The following is a 17,825-nucleotide window of genomic DNA, read 5'->3' on the forward strand; positions in this document are numbered from 1 at the left end:
AATATTGTGACTAATCGCAATTCAGTCCTCTGGGAGGAGTTACCCCATGGCCGACCTGTTCGACAACCCGATGAATACCGACGGTTTCGAGTTCATCGAATATGCCGCCCCCGAGCCCGAGAAGCTGGCCGCGCTGTTCGAGCGCATGGGCTTCCAGGCGGTGGCGAAGCACCGTTCAAAGAACGTGACCCTTTATCGCCAGGGGGATGTCAACTTCATCCTCAATGCCGAGCCCGCCAGCTTCGCCCAGAGCTTTGCCCGCATCCACGGCCCGTCCATCTGCGCCATGGCTTTCCGCGTGAAGGATGCGCCGAAAGCCTACAAGCGCGCCGTCGAACTCGGTGCCTGGGGCGTCGAGGCCCATGCTGGCCCGATGGAGCTGAACATCCCCGCCATCAAGGGCATCGGCGACAGCCTGATCTACCTGGTCGACCGCTACGGCGAGCGCGGCACCATCTACGACGTCGACTTCGTGCCGATCCCGGGCGTCGACCGCAACCCGAAAGGCGTCGGCCTCACCTATGTCGATCACCTGACCCATAACGTGCATCGCGGCCGCATGGGCGAATGGGCCGGCTTCTACGAACGCCTCTTCAATTTCCGCGAGATCAAGTATTTCGACATCGAGGGCAAGCTGACCGGCCTGAAGTCGAAAGCGATGACCAGCCCCTGCGGCAAGATCCGCATCCCGATCAACGAAAGCTCCGACGACAAGTCGCAGATCGCCGAATACCTGACGGCCTATCACGGCGAAGGCATCCAGCATGTGGCGATGGGCACCGATGATATCTACAGCACCGTCAGTGCGCTGCGCGGCCGCGACCTGCCCTTCCAGTCGACGAATGACACCTATTTCGACCAGATCAACGAGCGTCTGCCCGGCCATGGCGAGGATGTCGCCCGCCTGAAGGAGCTGCAAATCCTGATCGATGGCGCGCCGACCAAGGGTCAGGGTCTGCTGCTGCAGATTTTCACCGAGAACGCCATCGGGCCCATTTTCTACGAAATCATCCAGCGCAAGGGCAATGACGGCTTCGGCGAAGGCAACTTCAAGGCGCTGTTCGAGTCCATCGAACTCGACCAGATCCGCCGCGGCGTGCTGAAGGCCAATTAAGAAAAAACAGGTCCAGGAGGAAACGCCCATGGGTAAGAACTGGATACCGATGAGCCACAGCGAGGGCACGGCCGCGAAGCAGGCCCATGTCGCCCTCCCCGACGGCACCTTTGAGCGCGAGATGAGCAAGGAGGGCTTCTTCGGCCCGGCGGCGCATCTCTATCACCAGAATCCGCCGACCGGCTGGATCGACTGGGAAGGCCCGCTCAAACCCCGCGCCTTCGATACGGCGAAATTCGCTGATACCGTCGATTGTGTATGGAAGGCCAAAACACTGCTTTCCAACGCCCATGTGCAGTATCGCCATATGACGATGACGGCACCGATGGACCATCTGGTGCGCAACGGCGACGGCGACGAGCTGCTGTTCGTGCATGACGGCGACGGCGATCTCTACTGCGACTTCGGCCGGCTGTCCTACAGCGAAGGCGATTACATCATGCTGCCGCGCGGCACCATGTGGCGCCTGGAGCCGAAGAGCCTGAGCAAGTTCCTGCTCATTGAAGCCACCAACGACAGCTACCGCCTGCCCGACAAGGGTCTGGTCGGGCCGCATGCGATCTTCGATCCCGGCGTGCTGCAGATTCCCAAACTGGACACACCGTTCCTCGCCCAGCAGCAGGTGAAAAAGCCCTGGCGCATCGTCATCAAGCGGCGCAGCCAGCTTTCCACCGTCACCTATCCGTTCAACCCGCTGGATGTGGTGGGCTGGAAGGGCGATCTCACCGCGGTGAAGCTCAACTGGCGCGACATCCGTCCGCTGATGAGCCACCGCTATCACCTGCCGCCCAGCGCGCACACCACCTTCCTGGCCAGCCGGTTTGTGGTCTGCACCTTCGTGCCGCGCCCGATTGAATCCGACCCCGAAGCGCTGAAGGTGCCGTTCTTCCACAACAACGACGACTATGACGAGGTGATCTTCTATCACCGCGGCAGCTTCTTCAGCCGCGACAACATCCATCCCGGCATGATCAGCCTGCATCCCTGCGGCTTCACCCATGGCCCGCATCCGAAGGCCTTCGCCGCCGGTGCGAAAGCCGCCAAGAAAGAGACCGACGAGGTCGCCGTGATGCTGGATACCCGCGACGCGCTGGATGTCGGCGCTGCGGCCGACAGCATCGAATTCACCGGCTATGCGGCGAGCTGGAATCCGGACGGATTCAGGCAGGCGGCGGAGTAGTTTTCTCGTCGCTCCCGCGAAAGCGGGAGCCCAGTCTTTCCACCGCCTGGATTCCCGCTTTCGCGGGAATGACGATGTAAAATTCATATAGGGAGACACCCACCCATGAAACTTGCCTCGCTGCGGCATGGCCGCGACGGCCGCCTCACCGTCGTCAGCCGCGACCTGAAAACCATGCTGCCGGTGGATGGGCTCTGCCCCACACTGCAGATGGCGCTCGACTCATGGGCGGTGATGGCACCGAAGCTGCAGGAGCGGTACGAGGCCCTGAACAACGGCACGGCCACCGGCGCGATTGCTTACGATCCGCAGAAGCTGCATGCGCCGCTCCCGCGCGCCTATCAGTGGTGCGACGGCTCGGCCTATCTCAATCATGTCGAACTGGTGCGCAAGGCGCGCAATGCGGTGATGCCGCCGGAATTCCTGCATGACCCGTTGATGTACCAGGGCGGCTCGGACGACTTCCTGGCCCCCACCGCCGATATCGAAGTGGCCGATGAATCTTACGGCATCGATTTCGAGGGCGAGGTCGCCGCCATCACCGGCGACGTGCCGATGGGTGCTTTATCCACCGAGGCCGCAAAGCATATCCGCCTGCTGATGCTGGTGAACGATGTCAGTCTGCGCAACCTGATCCCCGGCGAACTGGCCAAGGGCTTCGGCTTCTTCCACGGCAAGCCGTCCACGGCTTTCGCGCCGGTCGCCGTCACGCCCGATGAACTGGGCAGCGACTGGAAAGACAACAAGGTGATGCGCCCGCTGGTGACGCATCTGAACGGCAAGCAGTTCGGCGCACCCGACGCCGGCACCGACATGCAGTTCAGCCTCGCCGATCTGGTCGCGCACGCAGCGAAGACGCGGCGTCTGCGCGCCGGCTGCATCGTCGGCAGCGGCACGGTATCGAACCGCGATGCCAGCAAGGGCTTCTCCTGCCTGGCCGAGATCCGCATGATCGAGACCATTGCCGACGGCAAGCCGAAGACCCCATTCATGTCGTTTGGCGATCATGTCCGTATGGAAATGACAGACAGCAAGGGCCAGTCGATCTTCGGCGCGATTGACCAGACCGTGGTGAAGTACAACACCTAGCTCAACGCACAGCCCGCACTGGTGCATCCACCAACTCGGGTTTGCCGCCAGCGAGCGGTCCGGCCGTGCCCGCCACCACATCGAAGGGGAAACCCAGCGTGATGGCACTGGCTTCGTCCAGCCGGGCGATCTGCGCCGGCGTCAGCGTCACATTAAAGGCTGCCAGATTGTCGTCGAGCTGCGCCAGCGTGCGTGGACCGAGGATCGGCAGCGTACCCTTCCCCAGCACCCAAGCAATCGCCACCTGCCCAGCCGAATGACCGGTTTCCTGCGCCACCGCCAGCACCGCATCCACCGTCGCGGTCTTGCGTGCATCGCTTTCGGCATGGATCACAGCCCCCAGTCCCTGCGCGCGACCGGTCTCGCCCTTGCGGTATTTGCCGGTCAGTAGCCCGCCCCCCAGCGGCGACCAGCCGACCACGCCGAGATTGAAAGCCGCGGCCATCGGCAGCAATTCGCGCTCCGCCGTACGCTCGACCAGGCTGTATTCCAGCTGAACGGCGGAAACCGGCGTCCAGCCGCGCAGTTCCGCCAGCGTCACTGCCGTAGCCACGCGCCAGGCCGGAAAATCCGACAACCCGGCGTAAAGAATCTTGCCCGCACGGATCAGGTCATCCAGGCTGCGTGCAATTTCATCGACCGGCGTGACGCCATCGGGCATATGCACCCAGAGCAGATCCAAACGGTCGGTCTTCAGCCTCTTCAGGCTGGCCTCCACCGACTGCACCATCGCCTTGCGGCTGTTGCCGCTGCGTTGCAAACCTGCCGCCGGGCTGTCACCGAGTGAGTATTTCGTCGTCAGTACGACATCGTCGCGCTCGGCAGCAATGAATTCGCCAACCATCGTTTCCGACTGGCCGAACTGGTACTGGTCCGCTGTATCGATGAAATTGCCGCCGGCTTCACGGTAGCGCGCGTAGATCGCCTGCGCCTCGGCGCGGTCGGAACCATAGCCCCAGCCCTTGCCGAAATTGCCCGTACCGAGGGCAAAGCTGGAAACTCGCAGGCCGGTCTGGCCGAAAATCCGGTAACGCATGGCAGTTCCTTTCGATATGCACACGAAAGGTAGGGTGCTGCGCTGCGCATCTCCATCGGACCTGCATATGGCGGGACCAAACCTAGGTATAATGGACTAGCCGGCGATCCCCAGCGCGCGATCCGACACATACGGATTGCTGCTGCGCTCCTGCCCGAAGGTCGAGAACGGCCCGTGGCCCGGCACGAAGGTGATGTCGTCGCCGAGCGGGAACAGCCGCTCGCGGATCGAGCGCACCAGATCGGCCGCATTACCCTTGGGAAAATCGGTGCGGCCGACCGAGCCCTGGAAGATCACGTCGCCCACCAGCGCCGCCTTCGATGGCCCGTGATAGAACACCACATGGCCCGGCGTATGGCCCGGACAGTGGATGACGTCGAGCACCAGGTTGCCCACGGTCACCGCATCGCCATGCTGCAGCCAGCGCGTCGGCGTGAAGCTGCGGCTGGGCGGGAAGCCATACTGCTTGGCCGCCGCCGGCATGCCGTCGATCCAGAACTTGTCATCCTCATGCGGCCCCTCGATGGGCAGGCCGAGCTGCTCGGCGATCTCCATCACCGCGCCGGCATGATCCAGATGGCCATGGGTGACCAGCAGCTTTTCCAGGGTCACGCCCTGGCGCGCGACCGCGGCCAGCAGCATCTCGGGCTCGCCGCCAGCATCGACCAGCGCGCCGCGCATGGTCTGCGGGCACCAGATCAGCGAGCAGTTCTGCTGGAACGGCGTGACGGGATTGATCTCGACATGCAGCACGGGCTGGTCGGCGGGGTCTGGGACGGTCATGGCTCCGGATTAACCGGCCGGCGCCGCCAAGGCAATTGTCACCGCATAATACCCTCATAAAGGGGCGGTATTTATTTCATAATCTACTGTAACCAGAAACGAAGCGAAATGAAGCGTTGCGATGCCCGACGGCCGCCCATCGTACCGGCCTGCGTGCGGCGGTTTTCCGCCATCCGGCCAGAGAAAAGACCGCTGCGCAAAACCCTGTTTCACGTGAAACATCCCGCGAACATGGGAGCCGGCCGAAAGCTGTCCACAGGCCACCGGCTCCCAGCGCGATCAACGGGTTGCCCCCTGCTGTGCGATGGTGTACGGCAGGCGGTCTGGTCAACGAACGGCGATGGAATCGCATGGCAACGCCACGGAAATCCGCAGCAAAAACGACGGCGAAGCGGCCGCGCGTCATCTATGTGCTGAACGGTCCGAACCTGAACATGCTGGGCCTGCGCCAGCCCGAGATTTACGGCCGCGACACGCTGGCCGATGTGGAAAAGCTCTGCCAGGCCGCCGGCAAGCGGCTGGGCCTGCCCATCGTGTTCCGCCAGAGCAATTACGAGGGCGAGCTGGTCACCTGGATCCAGGAGACCCGCACCAAGGCTGCTGGCATCGTCTTGAATGCCGGCGCCTATACCCATACCTCCGTCGCCATCCTGGATGCGATCAATGCCGCCGAGACGCCCTGCGTCGAGGTGCATCTGTCCAACATCCACCGCCGTGAAAACTTCCGCCATCATTCCTATGTGTCGCTCGCGGCCAGGGGCATGATCTGCGGCTTCGGCCCCAAGGGTTACGTGCTGGCGCTCGAAGCGCTGGCCGATATCGTCTGAACCGTTTTCTTCGTCTCGCGAATACAGGAGTAGCGCATGGCCGCGCCCAAGGATAAAGCCAAGGACAGCCGCATCGACCAGCAGATGATCCGCGATCTCGCCGACCTGCTGAACGAAACCGGCCTGACCGAGATCGAGTGGGGCGAAGGCCCGTTGAAGGTGCGCGTCACCAAGGCCGGCGCGCCGGTCTATGCCGCCGCCCCCGCGCCCACGATTGCCGCTGCGGCCGCGGCAGCAGCCGTTGCTGCCACCGGCGCTGCGCCGGCAGCAAGCGATGATGCCAGCCATCCGGGTGCCGTGAAGTCGCCGATGGTCGGCACCGTCTATACCTCGCCCGAGCCGGGTGCGGCGCCCTTCGTCAAGGTGGGCGACAGCGTGGCTGCCGGCCAGACCGTGCTGATCGTCGAAGCCATGAAGACCATGAACCCGATCACCGCCACCAAGGGCGGGCGCGTCGCGCGCATCCTGATCGAGAACCAGCAGCCGGTCGAATTCGGCCAGCCGCTGCTGGTCATCGAGTAACGGGACAGGGCCGCGTATCATGTTCGACAAGGTGCTGATCGCCAACCGCGGCGAGATCGCGCTCCGCATCCATCGCGCCTGCCGCGAGATGGGTATCCGCACCGTCGCCGTGCATTCCACCGCCGATGCCGATGCGATGCATGTGCGCATCGCCGACGAGTCCGTCTGCATCGGCCCGCCGCCGTCCAGCCAGAGCTACCTCAACATCCCCGCCATCATCTCGGCCGCCGAGATCACCGGCGCCGATGCGATCCATCCCGGCTACGGCTTCCTGTCGGAGAACGCCAAGTTCGCCGAGATCGTCGAAGCCCATGGCATCACCTTCATCGGCCCGACCTCCGAGCATATCAAGCTGATGGGCGACAAGATCACCGCCAAGGAAGCGGCGCGTGAACTCGGCATCCCGGTGGTGCCCGGCTCGAAGGGCGCGGTGGACGACGAGGCGCAGGGGCTCAAGCTTGCCGCCGACATGGGCTATCCGGTGCTGATCAAGGCCACCGCCGGCGGCGGCGGCCGCGGTATGAAGGTGGTGCGCTCCCCGGCCGAATTCGGTCCGGCGCTGCAGCAGGCCCGCTCGGAAGCACGCAATGCCTTCGGCAACGACCAGGTTTACGTTGAGAAATATCTCGCCCGTCCGCGCCATATCGAGATCCAGATCTTCGGCGACGGCCAGGGCAATGCCGTGCATCTGGGCGAACGCGACTGCTCGCTGCAGCGCCGCCACCAGAAGGTTCTCGAGGAAGCCCGCTCGCCGGCGCTGAACGACGACCAGCGCGTGCAGATCGGCGACATCGCCGCCAAGGCCATCGCCAAGCTGAACTACCGTGGCGCCGGCACCATCGAATTCCTGTTCGAGAATGGCGAATTCTACTTCATCGAGATGAACACCCGCCTGCAGGTGGAGCATCCGGTGACCGAAGCCATCACCGGCCTCGACCTGGTGCGCGAACAGCTCCGCATCGCCGATGGCGCGCCGCTGGGCTACAGCCAGGCCGACATCAAGTTCAGCGGCCATGCCATCGAATGCCGCATCAATGCCGAGAATCCGCGCACCTTCGCGCCCTCGCCCGGCCGCGTCACCGATTATCACGCGCCCGGTGGGCTCGGCGTTCGTGTCGACTCTGCGCTCTACACCGGCTACCAAATTCCGCCGCATTATGACTCGCTGATCGGCAAGCTGATCGTGCATGGCACCAGCCGCAACGAATGCCTGATGCGGCTGCGCCGCTCGCTGGAGGAATATGTGATCGGCGGCATCGAGACGACGATCCCGCTGCATCTGGCACTGATCAACGAGCCCGACTTCGTCAATGGCGCCTACGACATCCACTGGCTGGAAGAATTTATCGCCAGGCAGGGCTGATCTTGGCCGGGGCGCGTCCTAGCTCTTCCGCATGAGCACGCGCCCCGAACCGCTCACCCCCGAACTGCTGCTGCAGGCCTATGCCCGCGGCTATTTCCCGATGGCCGATGCGGCCGACGATCCCGGTTATTACTGGGTCTATCCGAAATATCGCGGCGTCATTCCGCTGGATGGCTTTCACCTGCCGCGCAAGCTGGCGCGCAAAGTGCGCAGTGAGACCTTCCGCGTCACTGTGGATACCGATTTCCCCGGCGTGATGGCGGCCTGCGCCGAACCGACAGAGCATATGCAGCGCCGCAACACCTGGATCAACACGCCGATCCGCGAGGCCTATACCCAGCTGCATCGTCTGGGCTTTGCCCACAGCGTCGAATGCTGGGACGACAGCGGCGCGATGGTCGGCGGCCTCTATGGCGTGCATCTGGGCGCCGCCTTCTTCGGCGAGAGCATGTTCAGCCGCGCGACCGATTCATCGAAGGTGGCGCTGGTGCATCTGATCGGCCGCCTGCTGGCCGGCGGCTTCACCCTGCTGGATACGCAGTTCGTCACGCCGCATCTGGCGCAGTTCGGCGCGGTGGAGATCAAACGCGAGCAGTATCTGGACCTGCTGTACGACGCGTTGCCGCGGCGTGCGGATTTCTACGGCCTACGCGGCGATGCGCCGGCGGCGCTGATCCTGCAGTCGATCACCCAGACGTCGTAGACCGGATGCTCCAGCGGGTTGAGGCCGGGGCTGGAGGCGAACATCCAGCCCTTGAACAGCGCATTGGCTTCCTGCTCGGGCCGCTGCTCGACGATTTCGAGGAAGGCCATGCTTTCGGGCGGATATTCCGGCGGGCGCTTGCGGCAGGTGCGCGGCGTCACCTTCAGCGTGCCGAAGCCGATGGTCTGGTCGACCGGCGCCTCGAAGGTGTAGATGCGCGCGGTGATCTTATCCAGGCCCTGCAGCACCACGACCGGCATCGGCGTGGACGGATACTGCGGCATGGGATCGGGCATCTGCGCATGCGCAGCAGGTGCGATCAGCAGCGCGACGGCCAGCAGAAGACGACGGAACGCGCGCACGAAAAACTCTCTGACGGTCAGTTGGCCTTGGGCGCGATGCCCTGCAGCGGGTTGAGCTCGGCATCGCCGCCGCTCTTCTCTTTGTCCTTGCCGCCACCAGCGCCAGTGGCGCTGAAGATGGCCTGGCCGATCAGATCCATCAGGTTGACGGAGCCCTGCGTGTACTTGATCTCGCTGCCCGGCTTCAGCGTGGTGTTGCTGCCGCCCGGCTCGACCGAGATGAAGTTGCCGCCCAGCAGGCCCTCGGACGCGATCTTCACAGCAGAGTCCTCGGGCAGCTGATAGCGGCTGTCGACGCTGAAGCTGACGATGGCGTCAAAGGTCTTGGGATCCAGCGCCTGCTTGGTCACGGTGCCGATCTTGATGCCGCTCATGCGCACATCGCCGCCCACCACCAGACCGTCGGCGCGGTTGAAGCGCGCCTGCAACTCATAGCCGGACATGCGGCTGCTGCCGACGCCGCCGGTGGTATAGGCGAAGGCCAGGAAAAAACCGGCGACGAGCAGCACCACAGCGCCGATCAGCGTCTCCACCAGATTGCCGTTCATCCCCTGCCCCTGCCTGTGACTGCGCTGTCGTCGTTATTCAGGCTGCCAGGCCTGGTAGTCGCCGGTCGCGGCGGGGCGGCGACCGCCCTTGGCGACGCTGCCCTGCGGCCGGTAGGCGTAAGGCGTGCCGCTCAGATTCGGCAGATGCTCTTTCTCCCACGGCTTGTGCTCGACGCCATGGATCGGCGCGTCGTCGACCGTGTAATGCAGCCAGGCATGCCATTCCGGCGGCACCTTGGAGGCTTCCGCCAGGCCGTTGTAAAGCACCCAGCGCTTGCGCTTGCCGTCCTTGAGACGGAAATAGCGGTTGCCAAAGCCGTCGGTGCCGACGTGCTCGCCCTTCCACCAGGTGAAAAGCTTGGTGCCGATCAGACTCATGAAACGCCCACCTCAGGCCGGGAATCCGGCTGGAAATACAGCCGGAATATGGCATTGCGGGCGGCTGGGGGCAAGTCCCGGTTGGGCCGGCAGAAGCCCGGTATCAGGCTGAAAGGCTTTGATTATCCGGCTTTTTTCTCCGCCAGATACCCGCGCCGCACGGCTTCCGCCAGCATCGCCTGCACATAGGCCCATAGACGCGGCGAGGCATCGGCCACCAGGCTCTTACGTGCCAGCACCTGGTCCAGCGTCACGCCGTATTCACGCCAGGTGCCACCTTCCGTGTGGAAGTTGTGCAGCATCGGCTGCACGCGGTCGATGGCACGGGCGAATTTCGCATCCTTGGTCTCGCGCGCCTCGAACTCGTCCCACAGCGCCCGGAAGGCCGTGCCCTGTTCCGCCGGCAGCATCCCGAACAGCCGGTCGGCGGCCTGCTGCTCGCGCGCGTCCTTGTCCTCGGTCGCCGCTACGTCATAGAGGAAGGTGTCGCCGGCATCGATCTCGACCAGATCGTGCCACAGCAGCATCTGGATCACGCGGCCGATATCGACGCCCGGTTCGGCATATTCGGCCAGCACCAGCGCCATGGTGGCCAGATGCCAGGAATGCTCGGCGTCATTCTCGCGCCGCGACGCATCCATGATCAGCGTGCGCCGCAGGATGGTCTTCAGCTTGTCGATCTCGACAATGAAGCCGATCTGCTGCTCCAGGCGATTGTCCATCACGCCGCGCTCAACGCGCCGTGATCAGCGCGATTTCCTGGGCGAATTCCTTCTGCAACTCGCCACGCGCCACGCTCTCGAAGGCCGGGTATTTCTTCGCCGCAGCCTGCAGCGCCGGATTGTCCAGCGGCAGTTCCTCTGGGCGCAGGATGTCGCCCGCCTTCACGCCGCCCTTCTGGCCGACGCCGAGCACGGCACGGGTCAGCACGGTGGTCAGCAGGCGCTGGCCCTCGCCGCTGGCAAAATAGCCGTCCAGCGCCTCGATCTCGCCGCGTGTGTAGCTCTGGCTGGCGGCATTGACCACGGCGCCGCGGAAGCGCGGCCCGGCACTGGGCGCGCGCTGGCGCAACTCGGCGGCGCGCTGCTGCTCGGCCGGGGTGCCGGCCGGCAAGAAGTTCAGATAGAGCTGGGTGATGGTCTCGACGCGCTTCTCCAGGCCGATGGTCGTCATCAGCTTTTCGGCCGCCGCCCGGGTGGCCTTGTCCTGAGCCAGACTCGGGCCCGCCACGAGAGCGGAAAAAATCATGGCGGCAGCAAGCAATAGAGGGCGCATGGGGCGAATCCTGAAGAACTCAACGAGTCATAGTCATAAGCCTAAATATGGCGAAATCCAGTCAAGAGAACGTAAAAAGAACCATCCTGAATTAATTAATATTCTCCATTTGCTCCGACTCACGAGAGGTCCCTAGATTTAGCGCCTGTTGCGGGGGTTTGGTAACCAGATATTGGGTTTTCCAACCGAAACAACGCTTTGATTTCATTAGGTTCGGCGGGAGAATCACGCAATGCGTATTCAGCGGCATTTTACGGTGGCCGGTCAGGATGCTTATGCCGGACTGGAGTGGAAAACCACCAGCAGCGAAATCCGCAATCCCGACGGCAGCAGCGTCTTCAAGCTCGATCGCCTGGAAGTGCCGGCCGGCTGGAGCCAGGTGGCCGCCGATGTGCTGGCGCAGAAGTATTTCCGTCGCGCCGGCGTGCCGGTGGCGATGCGCCCGGTCGAGGAAAGCGACGTGCCGGAATTCCTGTGGCGCCGCGAGGCCGACACGGATGCGCTCAGCAGTCTGCCCGAGAAAGATCGCTTCACCCAGGAGACCAGCGGCCGCGAAGTGTTCGACCGCCTCGCCGGCACCTGGGCCTACTGGGGCTGGAAGGGCGGCTATTTCGACAGTGAAGACGACGCCAGCGCCTTCTTCGACGAGATGCGCTTCATGCTGGCCGCGCAGATCGCCGCGCCCAACTCGCCGCAATGGTTCAACACCGGACTCCATTGGGCCTATGGCATCGACGGCCCGGCGCAGGGCCATCATTACGTGGACTTCAAGACCGGCCTGCTGACCAGTTCGGCCTCGGCCTACGAACATCCGCAGCCGCATGCCTGCTTCATCCAGTCGGTACAGGACGACCTCGTCAACGAGGGCGGCATCATGGACCTGTGGGTGCGCGAGGCACGCCTGTTCAAATACGGCTCGGGCACCGGCAGCAACTTCTCCAAGCTGCGCGGCGAGAACGAGCGGCTCTCGGGCGGCGGCAAGTCGTCGGGCCTGATGAGCTTCCTCAAGATCGGCGACCGTGCCGCCGGCGCCATCAAGTCGGGCGGCACCACGCGGCGTGCCGCGAAAATGGTGATCTGTGATATCGACCATCCCGATATCGAGCAGTTCATCGACTGGAAGGTGAAGGAAGAGCAGAAGGTGGCGGCGCTGGTCACCGGCTCGAAGCTGTCGCAGCAACATCTGGGCGCCATCATGGCCGCCTGCCAGCTCGGCAGCGGCGAGGCGCGTTTCGATGCGAAGAAGAATGCGCAGCTGCGCAAGGAGATCCTTGCCTCGCGCAAGGCGATGATCCCGGAAAACTACATCCAGCGCGTGGTGCAGTTCGCCAAGCAGGGCTACACCGCCATCGATTTCCCGGCTTACGACACCGACTGGGATTCGGAAGCCTATCTTTCGGTCTCGGGCCAGAATTCCAACAACTCGGTGCGCGTGTCGGATGGCTTCCTGCAGGCCGTGGAACAGGACGGCGACTGGAACCTGATCCGCCGCAACGACGGCAAGCCGGCGAAGACGCTGAAGGCGCGCCAGCTCTGGGAACAGGTCGGCTATGCCGCCTGGGCATCGGCCGATCCGGGCATCCAGTTCGATACCAGCATCAACGACTGGCATACCTGCCCGGCCGACGGCCGCATCAATGCGTCGAACCCGTGCTCGGAATACATGTTCCTCGACGACACGGCCTGCAATCTCGCCTCGATGAACCTGATGTGCTTCCGCCAGGCGGATGGCAAGTTCGACATCGCCGGCTTCGAACATGCGACGCGTCTGTGGACCGTGGTGCTGGAAATCAGCGTTCTCATGGCGCAGTTCCCCAGCAAGGAGATCGCCGAGCGCTCTTACAAGTTCCGCACGCTGGGCCTGGGCTACGCCAATCTCGGCGCCCTGCTGATGTCCTGCGGGTTCTCGTATGACTCCGAAGCCGGCCGCGCGCTCTGCGGCGCCATCACCTCGCTGATGACCGGCGTGTCCTATGCCACCTCGGCCGAGATGGCCGGCGAGCTGGGCCCCTTCCCCGGCTATGCGCCGAATGCCGAGAACATGCTGCGGGTGATCCGCAACCATCGCCGCGCCGCCCAGGGCGACCATTTCGGCTATGACGGCCTCACCACGCCGCCGGTGCCGCTGGATCATGCCAGCTGCCCCGATGCGGCCCTGCTGACCGCCGCGGAAACCGTGTGGACCCGCGCGCTGGAACTGGGCACCCAGCATGGCTATCGCAACGCACAGGTCAGCGTGATCGCACCGACCGGCACCATCGGCCTGGTGATGGATTGCGACACCACCGGCATCGAGCCGGACTTCGCGTTGGTGAAGTTCAAGAAGCTGGCCGGCGGCGGCTATTTCAAGATCATCAACCGCACCGTGCCGCTGGCGCTGAAGACGCTGGGTTACAACGACGGCCAGATCAAGGGCATCATCGACTATGCCGTCGGTCATGGCACGCTGGATGGCGCGCCCGGCATCAACCACGAGACCTTGGCGGCGCGCGGCCTTGGCGCTGCCGCCATCGCCAAGGTGGAGGCCGGCCTGCCCGGCGCCTTCGATATCAAGTTCGTGCTGAACCGCTGGACGCTCGGCACCGATACCTGCAAGGCACTCGGCTTCACCGACGCCCAGCTCGACGATCCGGCCTTCGACCTGCTGACGGCGCTGGGCTTCAGCAGCGTCGAAATCGCCGCCGCCAATCTCCATTGCTGCGGCGCCATGACGGTGGAAGGCGCGCCCTACCTGCAGGACAAGCACCTGTCGGTGTTCGACTGCGCCAATCCCTGCGGCAAGGACGGCGTGCGTTTCCTCTCGGCCGAAAGCCATATCCGCATGATGGCGGCGGCCCAGCCCTTCATCACCGGCGCGATCTCCAAGACCATCAACATGCCAAACCTCGCCACCGTCGAGGATTGCAAGCAGGCCTACATGCTGTCGTGGAAACTCGGCTGCAAGGCGATGGCGCTGTATCGCGACGGTTCCAAGCTGAGCCAGCCGCTGCAGGCGCAGATGCTGGACGATGATGTCGATGCCATGGAGACGATTGCCGAGCAGGTGGCGGAAGCCCCGGCAGCCGCGCGCGCCCAGATCATCGCCGAGCGCATCGTCGAGAAGCATATCGCCGGCCGCCTGAAACTGCCGCTGCGCCGCAAGGGCTATACCCAGAAGGCCATCGTCGGCGGGCACAAGGTGTATCTGCGCACCGGCGAATATGACGAGGGCAAGCTGGGCGAGATCTTCATCGACATGCACAAGGAAGGCGCCGCCTTCCGCAGCCTGATGAACAACTTCGCCATCGCCATCTCCATCGGCCTGCAGTATGGCGTGCCGCTGGAAGAGTTCGTCGATGCCTATACCTTCACCCGCTTCGAGCCTTCGGGCATGGTGGAAGGCAACGACGTCATCAAGATGTCGACCTCGATCCTCGACTATGTGTTCCGCGAGTTGGCGATCAGCTACCTCGGCCGCACCGACCTGGCCCATGTGCAGCCGGAAGACCTACGCCACGATGCGCTGGGCGCCAAGGAGCTGCCGGCCTCCGAGAAGGTGAAGGTCGAGCACGAGCAGATCAAGGTCGCCTCCACCGGCTATATCCGCTCCAACCTCTATGTGCTGAAGGGCGGCCAGAATCGCGCGCCGGCGCCGGAACTGCAGGCCACCGGCACGGATGGCCCGATGATGCATGTCACCACCGACACGCATATCCATGCCGAAATGGATGTGCCTGTCGCCGCAATGGGCGGTGGCAACGGCGCCCCCAGCATGGCGCAGCAGCGCTCGCTGGCGCGCATGAAAGGCTATGAGGGCGACAGCTGTCCCGAATGCGGCAACTTCACCCTGGTGCGCAATGGCACCTGCCTGAAATGCGACAGCTGCGGCGGCACCACCGGTTGCTCATAGGCGGCTGCCCGCAAGATACCCGCCGGTCTCTCCTCCGGCCCGCCCCGGCATCCCAAAGGATGCCGGGGCTTTTCTTTGTCCCGGCAGCTTTTGCCGGGCCGGCAGACCCTGCCGGGCCCCAGCAATAAATCGCAACGATATTTCAATAGCTTAAACAGGGATTTGGATGGCCTGCCGCTTGCAAGTCTGCCAGCAGCAAAGGATTCCGCCATGACCTCGATTACCTCGGCCTACGGCTATACCAGCACCATCCTGGCCGGTACCGCCAAACCGACGACCACGACGCCCGACACGGCTTCGGGCGAGACGGTGAAAAAGCCGGTCATGGTCGCCACCGACCTGCGCCAGGATCTGGGCGTGGAAGTGACGCTGTCGCCGGCCGCCCTGAAGGTGCTGGCCGAGCAGGCTGCGGCCACCGCCACGCCGGATGAGGAAGACCTGATCACTGGCAAGATGAAGCAGATTCTCTCGGCCATCTTCCTGACCAGCGCCCAGCAGGCCGAGGAAGCCGACAAGGCGCTGCCGCCGCTGACCGGCGAGACCGAGGCCGACACCGCGCGCAAGGCCGCCGCCCAGCAGGCCAGCGATTTCATCGACGGCAAGGCCGCCAATCCCTTCAAGGGCAAGTCGCCGGCCGAACTGGCCGCCGTGATCGTCGATAAGGATGGCAAATACACCACCAACGAACGCCGCGCCGCCTACAGCGAATTCGCCCGCCAGGATTTCGTGCTGATGAAGGACAGCCTGGTGCCGCAGAGCGAATTCGAGAAAAAGACCGCCGACGCGGAAGTGCCGAAATCCGGCACGCCGGAACGGCTGACCGCGGCCAAGAAGGCCACCGACTTCCTGAATGGCAAGGGCGCCAATCCCTTTGCCGCCCTCACCCGCGACGAACTCACCGCCGTGATCGCCAACGACGGTGGCGACTACACCATCAACGAGCGCCGCGCCGCCCTGACCAAACGCGACGAGCTGGAGAAATCCGTGCTGGCCAAGTCAGCCACGACGCTGACCATGGCCCAGAAGCTGGCCGCCAACAACGAGACCGTCACCGGCACGCCCGAACGCGTCGAGCGCGCCCGGCTGGCCACCCGCTTCGCCAATGGCTGGAGCACCGACAATCCCTTCAAGGGCCTGACCCGCGAAGAGCTGAACGCCATCGTCTATGATGAGACCAAGGCCTATACCACCAACGAACAGCGCGCGGCCTTTGCCGAACTGAAACAGTATCTGCCGAGCAGCGCCATTCCCGTCGACCCCAAGGATCCCAAGGTGGTGGCGGAAAAGGCCAAGGCGGAAGCCGCTGAAAAGGCCAAGAAGGAAAAGGAAGACCCCTACAACAGCGGCGGCGCCTACAACTACCGCCTGATGCAGCAGGTGATGCGTGCCAACAACACGTCCTTCCTGCTGAGCCTGTTCGGTGGCGGCGGCAGTATGGGCCAGGGCCTCTCCAGCTATCTCCGCGCCTGACGGCGCTTACGCCGCCTTGACCTCGGCCTGGGTGGCAATCACCTGACGGTCGAGATGCGCCACCAGATCGGGCGGCAGCTGCAGCTTCTGCACCAGCGCCGCCAGATGCGCCTGCTCGGCCGGATGATCCGGGTCGATGGCGATGCGCGAGGCCAGATACAGCTCGGCCGCCTGTTCTTCGTTGCTCGCCGCAGCGGCAATCGCATCGACGCTCACCGGTTTGGCCAGCAGGTCGAAGACCGCGGCTTTGCTTTCCGAATCCAGCGCCATGCGCTCGATCTCGCCAAACAGCCGGCCCTGCTCCACCGTATCGAAATGGCCATCGGATTTTGCCGCGGCGATCATCGCCTGGATCAGCGCCAGTTCGAAGGGCTGGCCATTGCTGGCCGGCGCCGCCGAGGGCAGGTATTTCGGATCGACATTGGCGATATCGGTCGGCTGCGCCACCGGCGCCGTGCCGGCCTTCTGCCCATCCTGGTAATTGCGGAAGGCGCGCCAGGCCAGCAGGCCCAGGGCCGCCGCGCCGCCATAGACCGCCACCGTGCCGGCGGTCTTGCGCGCGGTCTTGTTAGCGACCAGCAGGCCGAGCAGGCCGCCGACTGCCAGACCCTTGCCGCCGCCCAGCGTATCGAGGCCGCGTTTGGCGAGATCACCGAAATTTGCGCTGCCGCCCTGCGGTTTGCCACCAGAATTGACACTGTTGCCGCCGAGAAACTGGTCCAGCAGGGATTTCGCGTCGATCATCGCTCGTCTAGCCTCCGTGTATGAGTTGCAGGACGCTAGATCGGAAATATCCTTTGCGTATTCAAGATGCCACGCGCTTTCATCTCTGCGTGATCGTGCTGCTGCTGTCATGTTTTGGCCGCATTCCTTCGGCCGCAGCGATGGATGCGATCTGGCAGACCGAACTGCTGTTCCAGGTGAATGCGGTGCGCGCCGCCAACAGCCTTGCACCGCTCGGCTGGAATACGCGGCTGGCGACAGCGGCGGCGGCACATACCGCCGATTTACAGAGCTGCGGAAAACTGTCGCATGACGGCTGCGACGGCAGCGACCTGATCCTGCGCCTGCAGCGTGTGGCCTATCGCTATCGGGCCGGCGCGGAAAACATCGCGCTCTGCGGCTGCGATGCGGCGGAGGTCGTACGGCTGTGGATGCAGAGCGAGGGCCACCGCCGCAACCTACTGCATCCCGGCGTCACCGAGATGGGCGCCGAGACGCGGGTCGATCCGACCGAACTGCGGCGGAGCCTGTGGGTGCTGGTACTGGGTCGGGAGTAGCGCTCA

General features: G+C 64.1%; 18 protein-coding genes. 10 read left to right on the forward strand and 8 right to left on the reverse strand.

All coding sequences use genetic code 11. From position 1 onward, the window contains the following. Positions 1-46 precede the first annotated feature (46 nt). The 3 genes from hppD (at position 47) to AC1ROT_RS01755 (ending at position 3,383) form a co-directional block, all read left to right on the forward strand. Positions 47-1,114 (forward strand): 4-hydroxyphenylpyruvate dioxygenase, encoded by a 1,068-nt coding sequence (hppD, locus tag AC1ROT_RS01745; protein ID WP_492970457.1) that lies wholly within the window; start codon positions 47-49, stop codon positions 1,112-1,114. 28 nt (positions 1,115-1,142) lie between these two features. Further along, the gene (locus AC1ROT_RS01750) at positions 1,143-2,294 is read left to right on the forward strand and encodes a homogentisate 1,2-dioxygenase (RefSeq protein WP_492997021.1); all 1,152 of its coding nucleotides are present in this window, start codon (positions 1,143-1,145) and stop codon (positions 2,292-2,294) included. 105 nt (positions 2,295-2,399) lie between these two features. Beyond that, entirely contained in the window at positions 2,400-3,383 is a 984-nt protein-coding gene (locus tag AC1ROT_RS01755; protein WP_492997022.1) for a fumarylacetoacetate hydrolase family protein, read from the forward strand. Between the two features lies 1 nt (position 3,384). Here AC1ROT_RS01755 and AC1ROT_RS01760 read toward each other — a convergent pair whose 3' ends face one another. Together AC1ROT_RS01760 and AC1ROT_RS01765 are read right to left on the reverse strand one after the other, a co-directional pair. Further along, positions 3,385-4,419 carry an aldo/keto reductase gene (locus AC1ROT_RS01760; RefSeq protein WP_492970454.1) on the reverse strand — a complete coding sequence of 345 codons (1,035 nt, stop codon included), beginning with the start codon at positions 4,417-4,419 and terminating at the stop codon, positions 3,385-3,387. 96 nt (positions 4,420-4,515) lie between these two features. Beyond that, a complete protein-coding gene (locus AC1ROT_RS01765) occupies positions 4,516-5,202 on the reverse strand; it encodes an MBL fold metallo-hydrolase (RefSeq protein ID WP_492997023.1) in 687 nt (228 codons plus the stop codon). A gap of 350 nt (positions 5,203-5,552) precedes the next feature. Here AC1ROT_RS01765 and aroQ point away from each other — a divergent pair, with 350 nt between their 5' ends. The 4 genes from aroQ to aat are packed head-to-tail and all read left to right on the forward strand — an operon-like array spanning position 5,553 to position 8,617. Then, positions 5,553-6,029, forward strand: a complete 477-nt coding sequence (aroQ, locus tag AC1ROT_RS01770) for a type II 3-dehydroquinate dehydratase (protein ID WP_492997024.1) — start codon at positions 5,553-5,555, stop codon at positions 6,027-6,029. 36 nt (positions 6,030-6,065) lie between these two features. Then, a complete protein-coding gene (gene accB, locus AC1ROT_RS01775) occupies positions 6,066-6,551 on the forward strand; it encodes an acetyl-CoA carboxylase biotin carboxyl carrier protein (RefSeq protein WP_492970451.1) in 486 nt (161 codons plus the stop codon). 19 nt (positions 6,552-6,570) lie between these two features. After that, positions 6,571-7,914 (forward strand): acetyl-CoA carboxylase biotin carboxylase subunit, encoded by a 1,344-nt coding sequence (gene accC / locus AC1ROT_RS01780; protein ID WP_492970450.1) that lies wholly within the window; start codon positions 6,571-6,573, stop codon positions 7,912-7,914. 31 nt (positions 7,915-7,945) lie between these two features. Further along, complete coding sequence (gene aat / locus AC1ROT_RS01785; protein ID WP_492997025.1) at positions 7,946-8,617, forward strand: leucyl/phenylalanyl-tRNA--protein transferase; 672 nt, start codon at positions 7,946-7,948, stop codon at positions 8,615-8,617. Here aat and AC1ROT_RS01790 read toward each other — a convergent pair. The 5 genes from AC1ROT_RS01790 to AC1ROT_RS01810 all read right to left on the reverse strand — a co-directional run bounded on the left by AC1ROT_RS01790 (position 8,554) and on the right by AC1ROT_RS01810 (position 11,180). Then, a complete protein-coding gene (locus AC1ROT_RS01790; protein ID WP_492997026.1) occupies positions 8,554-8,979 on the reverse strand; it encodes a DUF2155 domain-containing protein in 426 nt (141 codons plus the stop codon). The genes aat and AC1ROT_RS01790 overlap by 64 nt on opposite strands. Positions 8,980-8,996: 17 nt before the next feature. After that, a complete protein-coding gene (mlaD, locus tag AC1ROT_RS01795; RefSeq protein WP_492970447.1) occupies positions 8,997-9,527 on the reverse strand; it encodes an outer membrane lipid asymmetry maintenance protein MlaD in 531 nt (176 codons plus the stop codon). A 33-nt stretch (positions 9,528-9,560) separates the two neighbouring features. Continuing rightward, a complete protein-coding gene (locus tag AC1ROT_RS01800) occupies positions 9,561-9,905 on the reverse strand; it encodes an NADH:ubiquinone oxidoreductase subunit NDUFA12 (RefSeq protein ID WP_492970446.1) in 345 nt (114 codons plus the stop codon). Between the two features lie 122 nt (positions 9,906-10,027). Next, on the reverse strand, positions 10,028-10,627 hold the full coding sequence (locus AC1ROT_RS01805; protein ID WP_493001122.1) for an HD domain-containing protein: 600 nt from the start codon (positions 10,625-10,627) through the stop codon (positions 10,028-10,030). Between the two features lie 10 nt (positions 10,628-10,637). After that, positions 10,638-11,180, reverse strand: a complete 543-nt coding sequence (locus AC1ROT_RS01810; RefSeq protein ID WP_492970444.1) for a DUF2059 domain-containing protein — start codon at positions 11,178-11,180, stop codon at positions 10,638-10,640. Between the two features lie 232 nt (positions 11,181-11,412). Here AC1ROT_RS01810 and AC1ROT_RS01815 point away from each other — a divergent pair, with 232 nt between their 5' ends. Both AC1ROT_RS01815 and AC1ROT_RS01820 read left to right on the forward strand, forming a co-directional pair. Next, on the forward strand, positions 11,413-15,069 hold the full coding sequence (locus AC1ROT_RS01815) for a vitamin B12-dependent ribonucleotide reductase (RefSeq protein ID WP_492997027.1): 3,657 nt from the start codon (positions 11,413-11,415) through the stop codon (positions 15,067-15,069). A gap of 210 nt (positions 15,070-15,279) precedes the next feature. Next, entirely contained in the window at positions 15,280-16,539 is a 1,260-nt protein-coding gene (locus tag AC1ROT_RS01820; RefSeq protein WP_492997028.1) for a hypothetical protein, read from the forward strand. A gap of 6 nt (positions 16,540-16,545) precedes the next feature. Here AC1ROT_RS01820 and AC1ROT_RS01825 read toward each other — a convergent pair whose 3' ends face one another. Further along, the gene (locus AC1ROT_RS01825; protein WP_492997029.1) at positions 16,546-17,283 is read right to left on the reverse strand and encodes a tellurite resistance TerB family protein; all 738 of its coding nucleotides are present in this window, start codon (positions 17,281-17,283) and stop codon (positions 16,546-16,548) included. Positions 17,284-17,336: 53 nt separating this feature from the next. Between AC1ROT_RS01825 and AC1ROT_RS01830 the strand changes: the two genes are divergently transcribed. Next, complete coding sequence (locus tag AC1ROT_RS01830; protein ID WP_492997030.1) at positions 17,337-17,819, forward strand: CAP domain-containing protein; 483 nt, start codon at positions 17,337-17,339, stop codon at positions 17,817-17,819. Positions 17,820-17,825: the final 6 nt, after the last annotated feature.

The organism is Ferrovibrio sp. GW821-FHT12E11 (assembly GCF_058806975.1).

Excerpts from the sequence above, each read along its gene's own strand:
- hppD (WP_492970457.1), top strand. The coding sequence starts at position 47 with ATGGCCGACCTGTTCGACAACCCGATGAATACCGACGGTTTCGAGTTC.
- AC1ROT_RS01750 (WP_492997021.1), top strand. The coding sequence starts at position 1,143 with ATGGGTAAGAACTGGATACCGATGAGCCACAGCGAGGGCACGGCCGCG.
- AC1ROT_RS01755 (WP_492997022.1), top strand. The coding sequence starts at position 2,400 with ATGAAACTTGCCTCGCTGCGGCATGGCCGCGACGGCCGCCTCACCGTC.
- AC1ROT_RS01760 (WP_492970454.1), bottom strand. The coding sequence starts at position 4,419 with ATGCGTTACCGGATTTTCGGCCAGACCGGCCTGCGAGTTTCCAGCTTT.
- AC1ROT_RS01765 (WP_492997023.1), bottom strand. The coding sequence starts at position 5,202 with ATGACCGTCCCAGACCCCGCCGACCAGCCCGTGCTGCATGTCGAGATC.
- aroQ (WP_492997024.1), top strand. The coding sequence starts at position 5,553 with ATGGCAACGCCACGGAAATCCGCAGCAAAAACGACGGCGAAGCGGCCG.
- accB (WP_492970451.1), top strand. The coding sequence starts at position 6,066 with ATGGCCGCGCCCAAGGATAAAGCCAAGGACAGCCGCATCGACCAGCAG.
- accC (WP_492970450.1), top strand. The coding sequence starts at position 6,571 with ATGTTCGACAAGGTGCTGATCGCCAACCGCGGCGAGATCGCGCTCCGC.
- aat (WP_492997025.1), top strand. The coding sequence starts at position 7,946 with ATGAGCACGCGCCCCGAACCGCTCACCCCCGAACTGCTGCTGCAGGCC.
- mlaD (WP_492970447.1), bottom strand. The coding sequence starts at position 9,527 with ATGAACGGCAATCTGGTGGAGACGCTGATCGGCGCTGTGGTGCTGCTC.
- AC1ROT_RS01800 (WP_492970446.1), bottom strand. The coding sequence starts at position 9,905 with ATGAGTCTGATCGGCACCAAGCTTTTCACCTGGTGGAAGGGCGAGCAC.
- AC1ROT_RS01805 (WP_493001122.1), bottom strand. The coding sequence starts at position 10,627 with ATGGACAATCGCCTGGAGCAGCAGATCGGCTTCATTGTCGAGATCGAC.
- AC1ROT_RS01810 (WP_492970444.1), bottom strand. The coding sequence starts at position 11,180 with ATGCGCCCTCTATTGCTTGCTGCCGCCATGATTTTTTCCGCTCTCGTG.
- AC1ROT_RS01815 (WP_492997027.1), top strand. The coding sequence starts at position 11,413 with ATGCGTATTCAGCGGCATTTTACGGTGGCCGGTCAGGATGCTTATGCC.
- AC1ROT_RS01820 (WP_492997028.1), top strand. The coding sequence starts at position 15,280 with ATGACCTCGATTACCTCGGCCTACGGCTATACCAGCACCATCCTGGCC.
- AC1ROT_RS01825 (WP_492997029.1), bottom strand. The coding sequence starts at position 17,283 with ATGATCGACGCGAAATCCCTGCTGGACCAGTTTCTCGGCGGCAACAGT.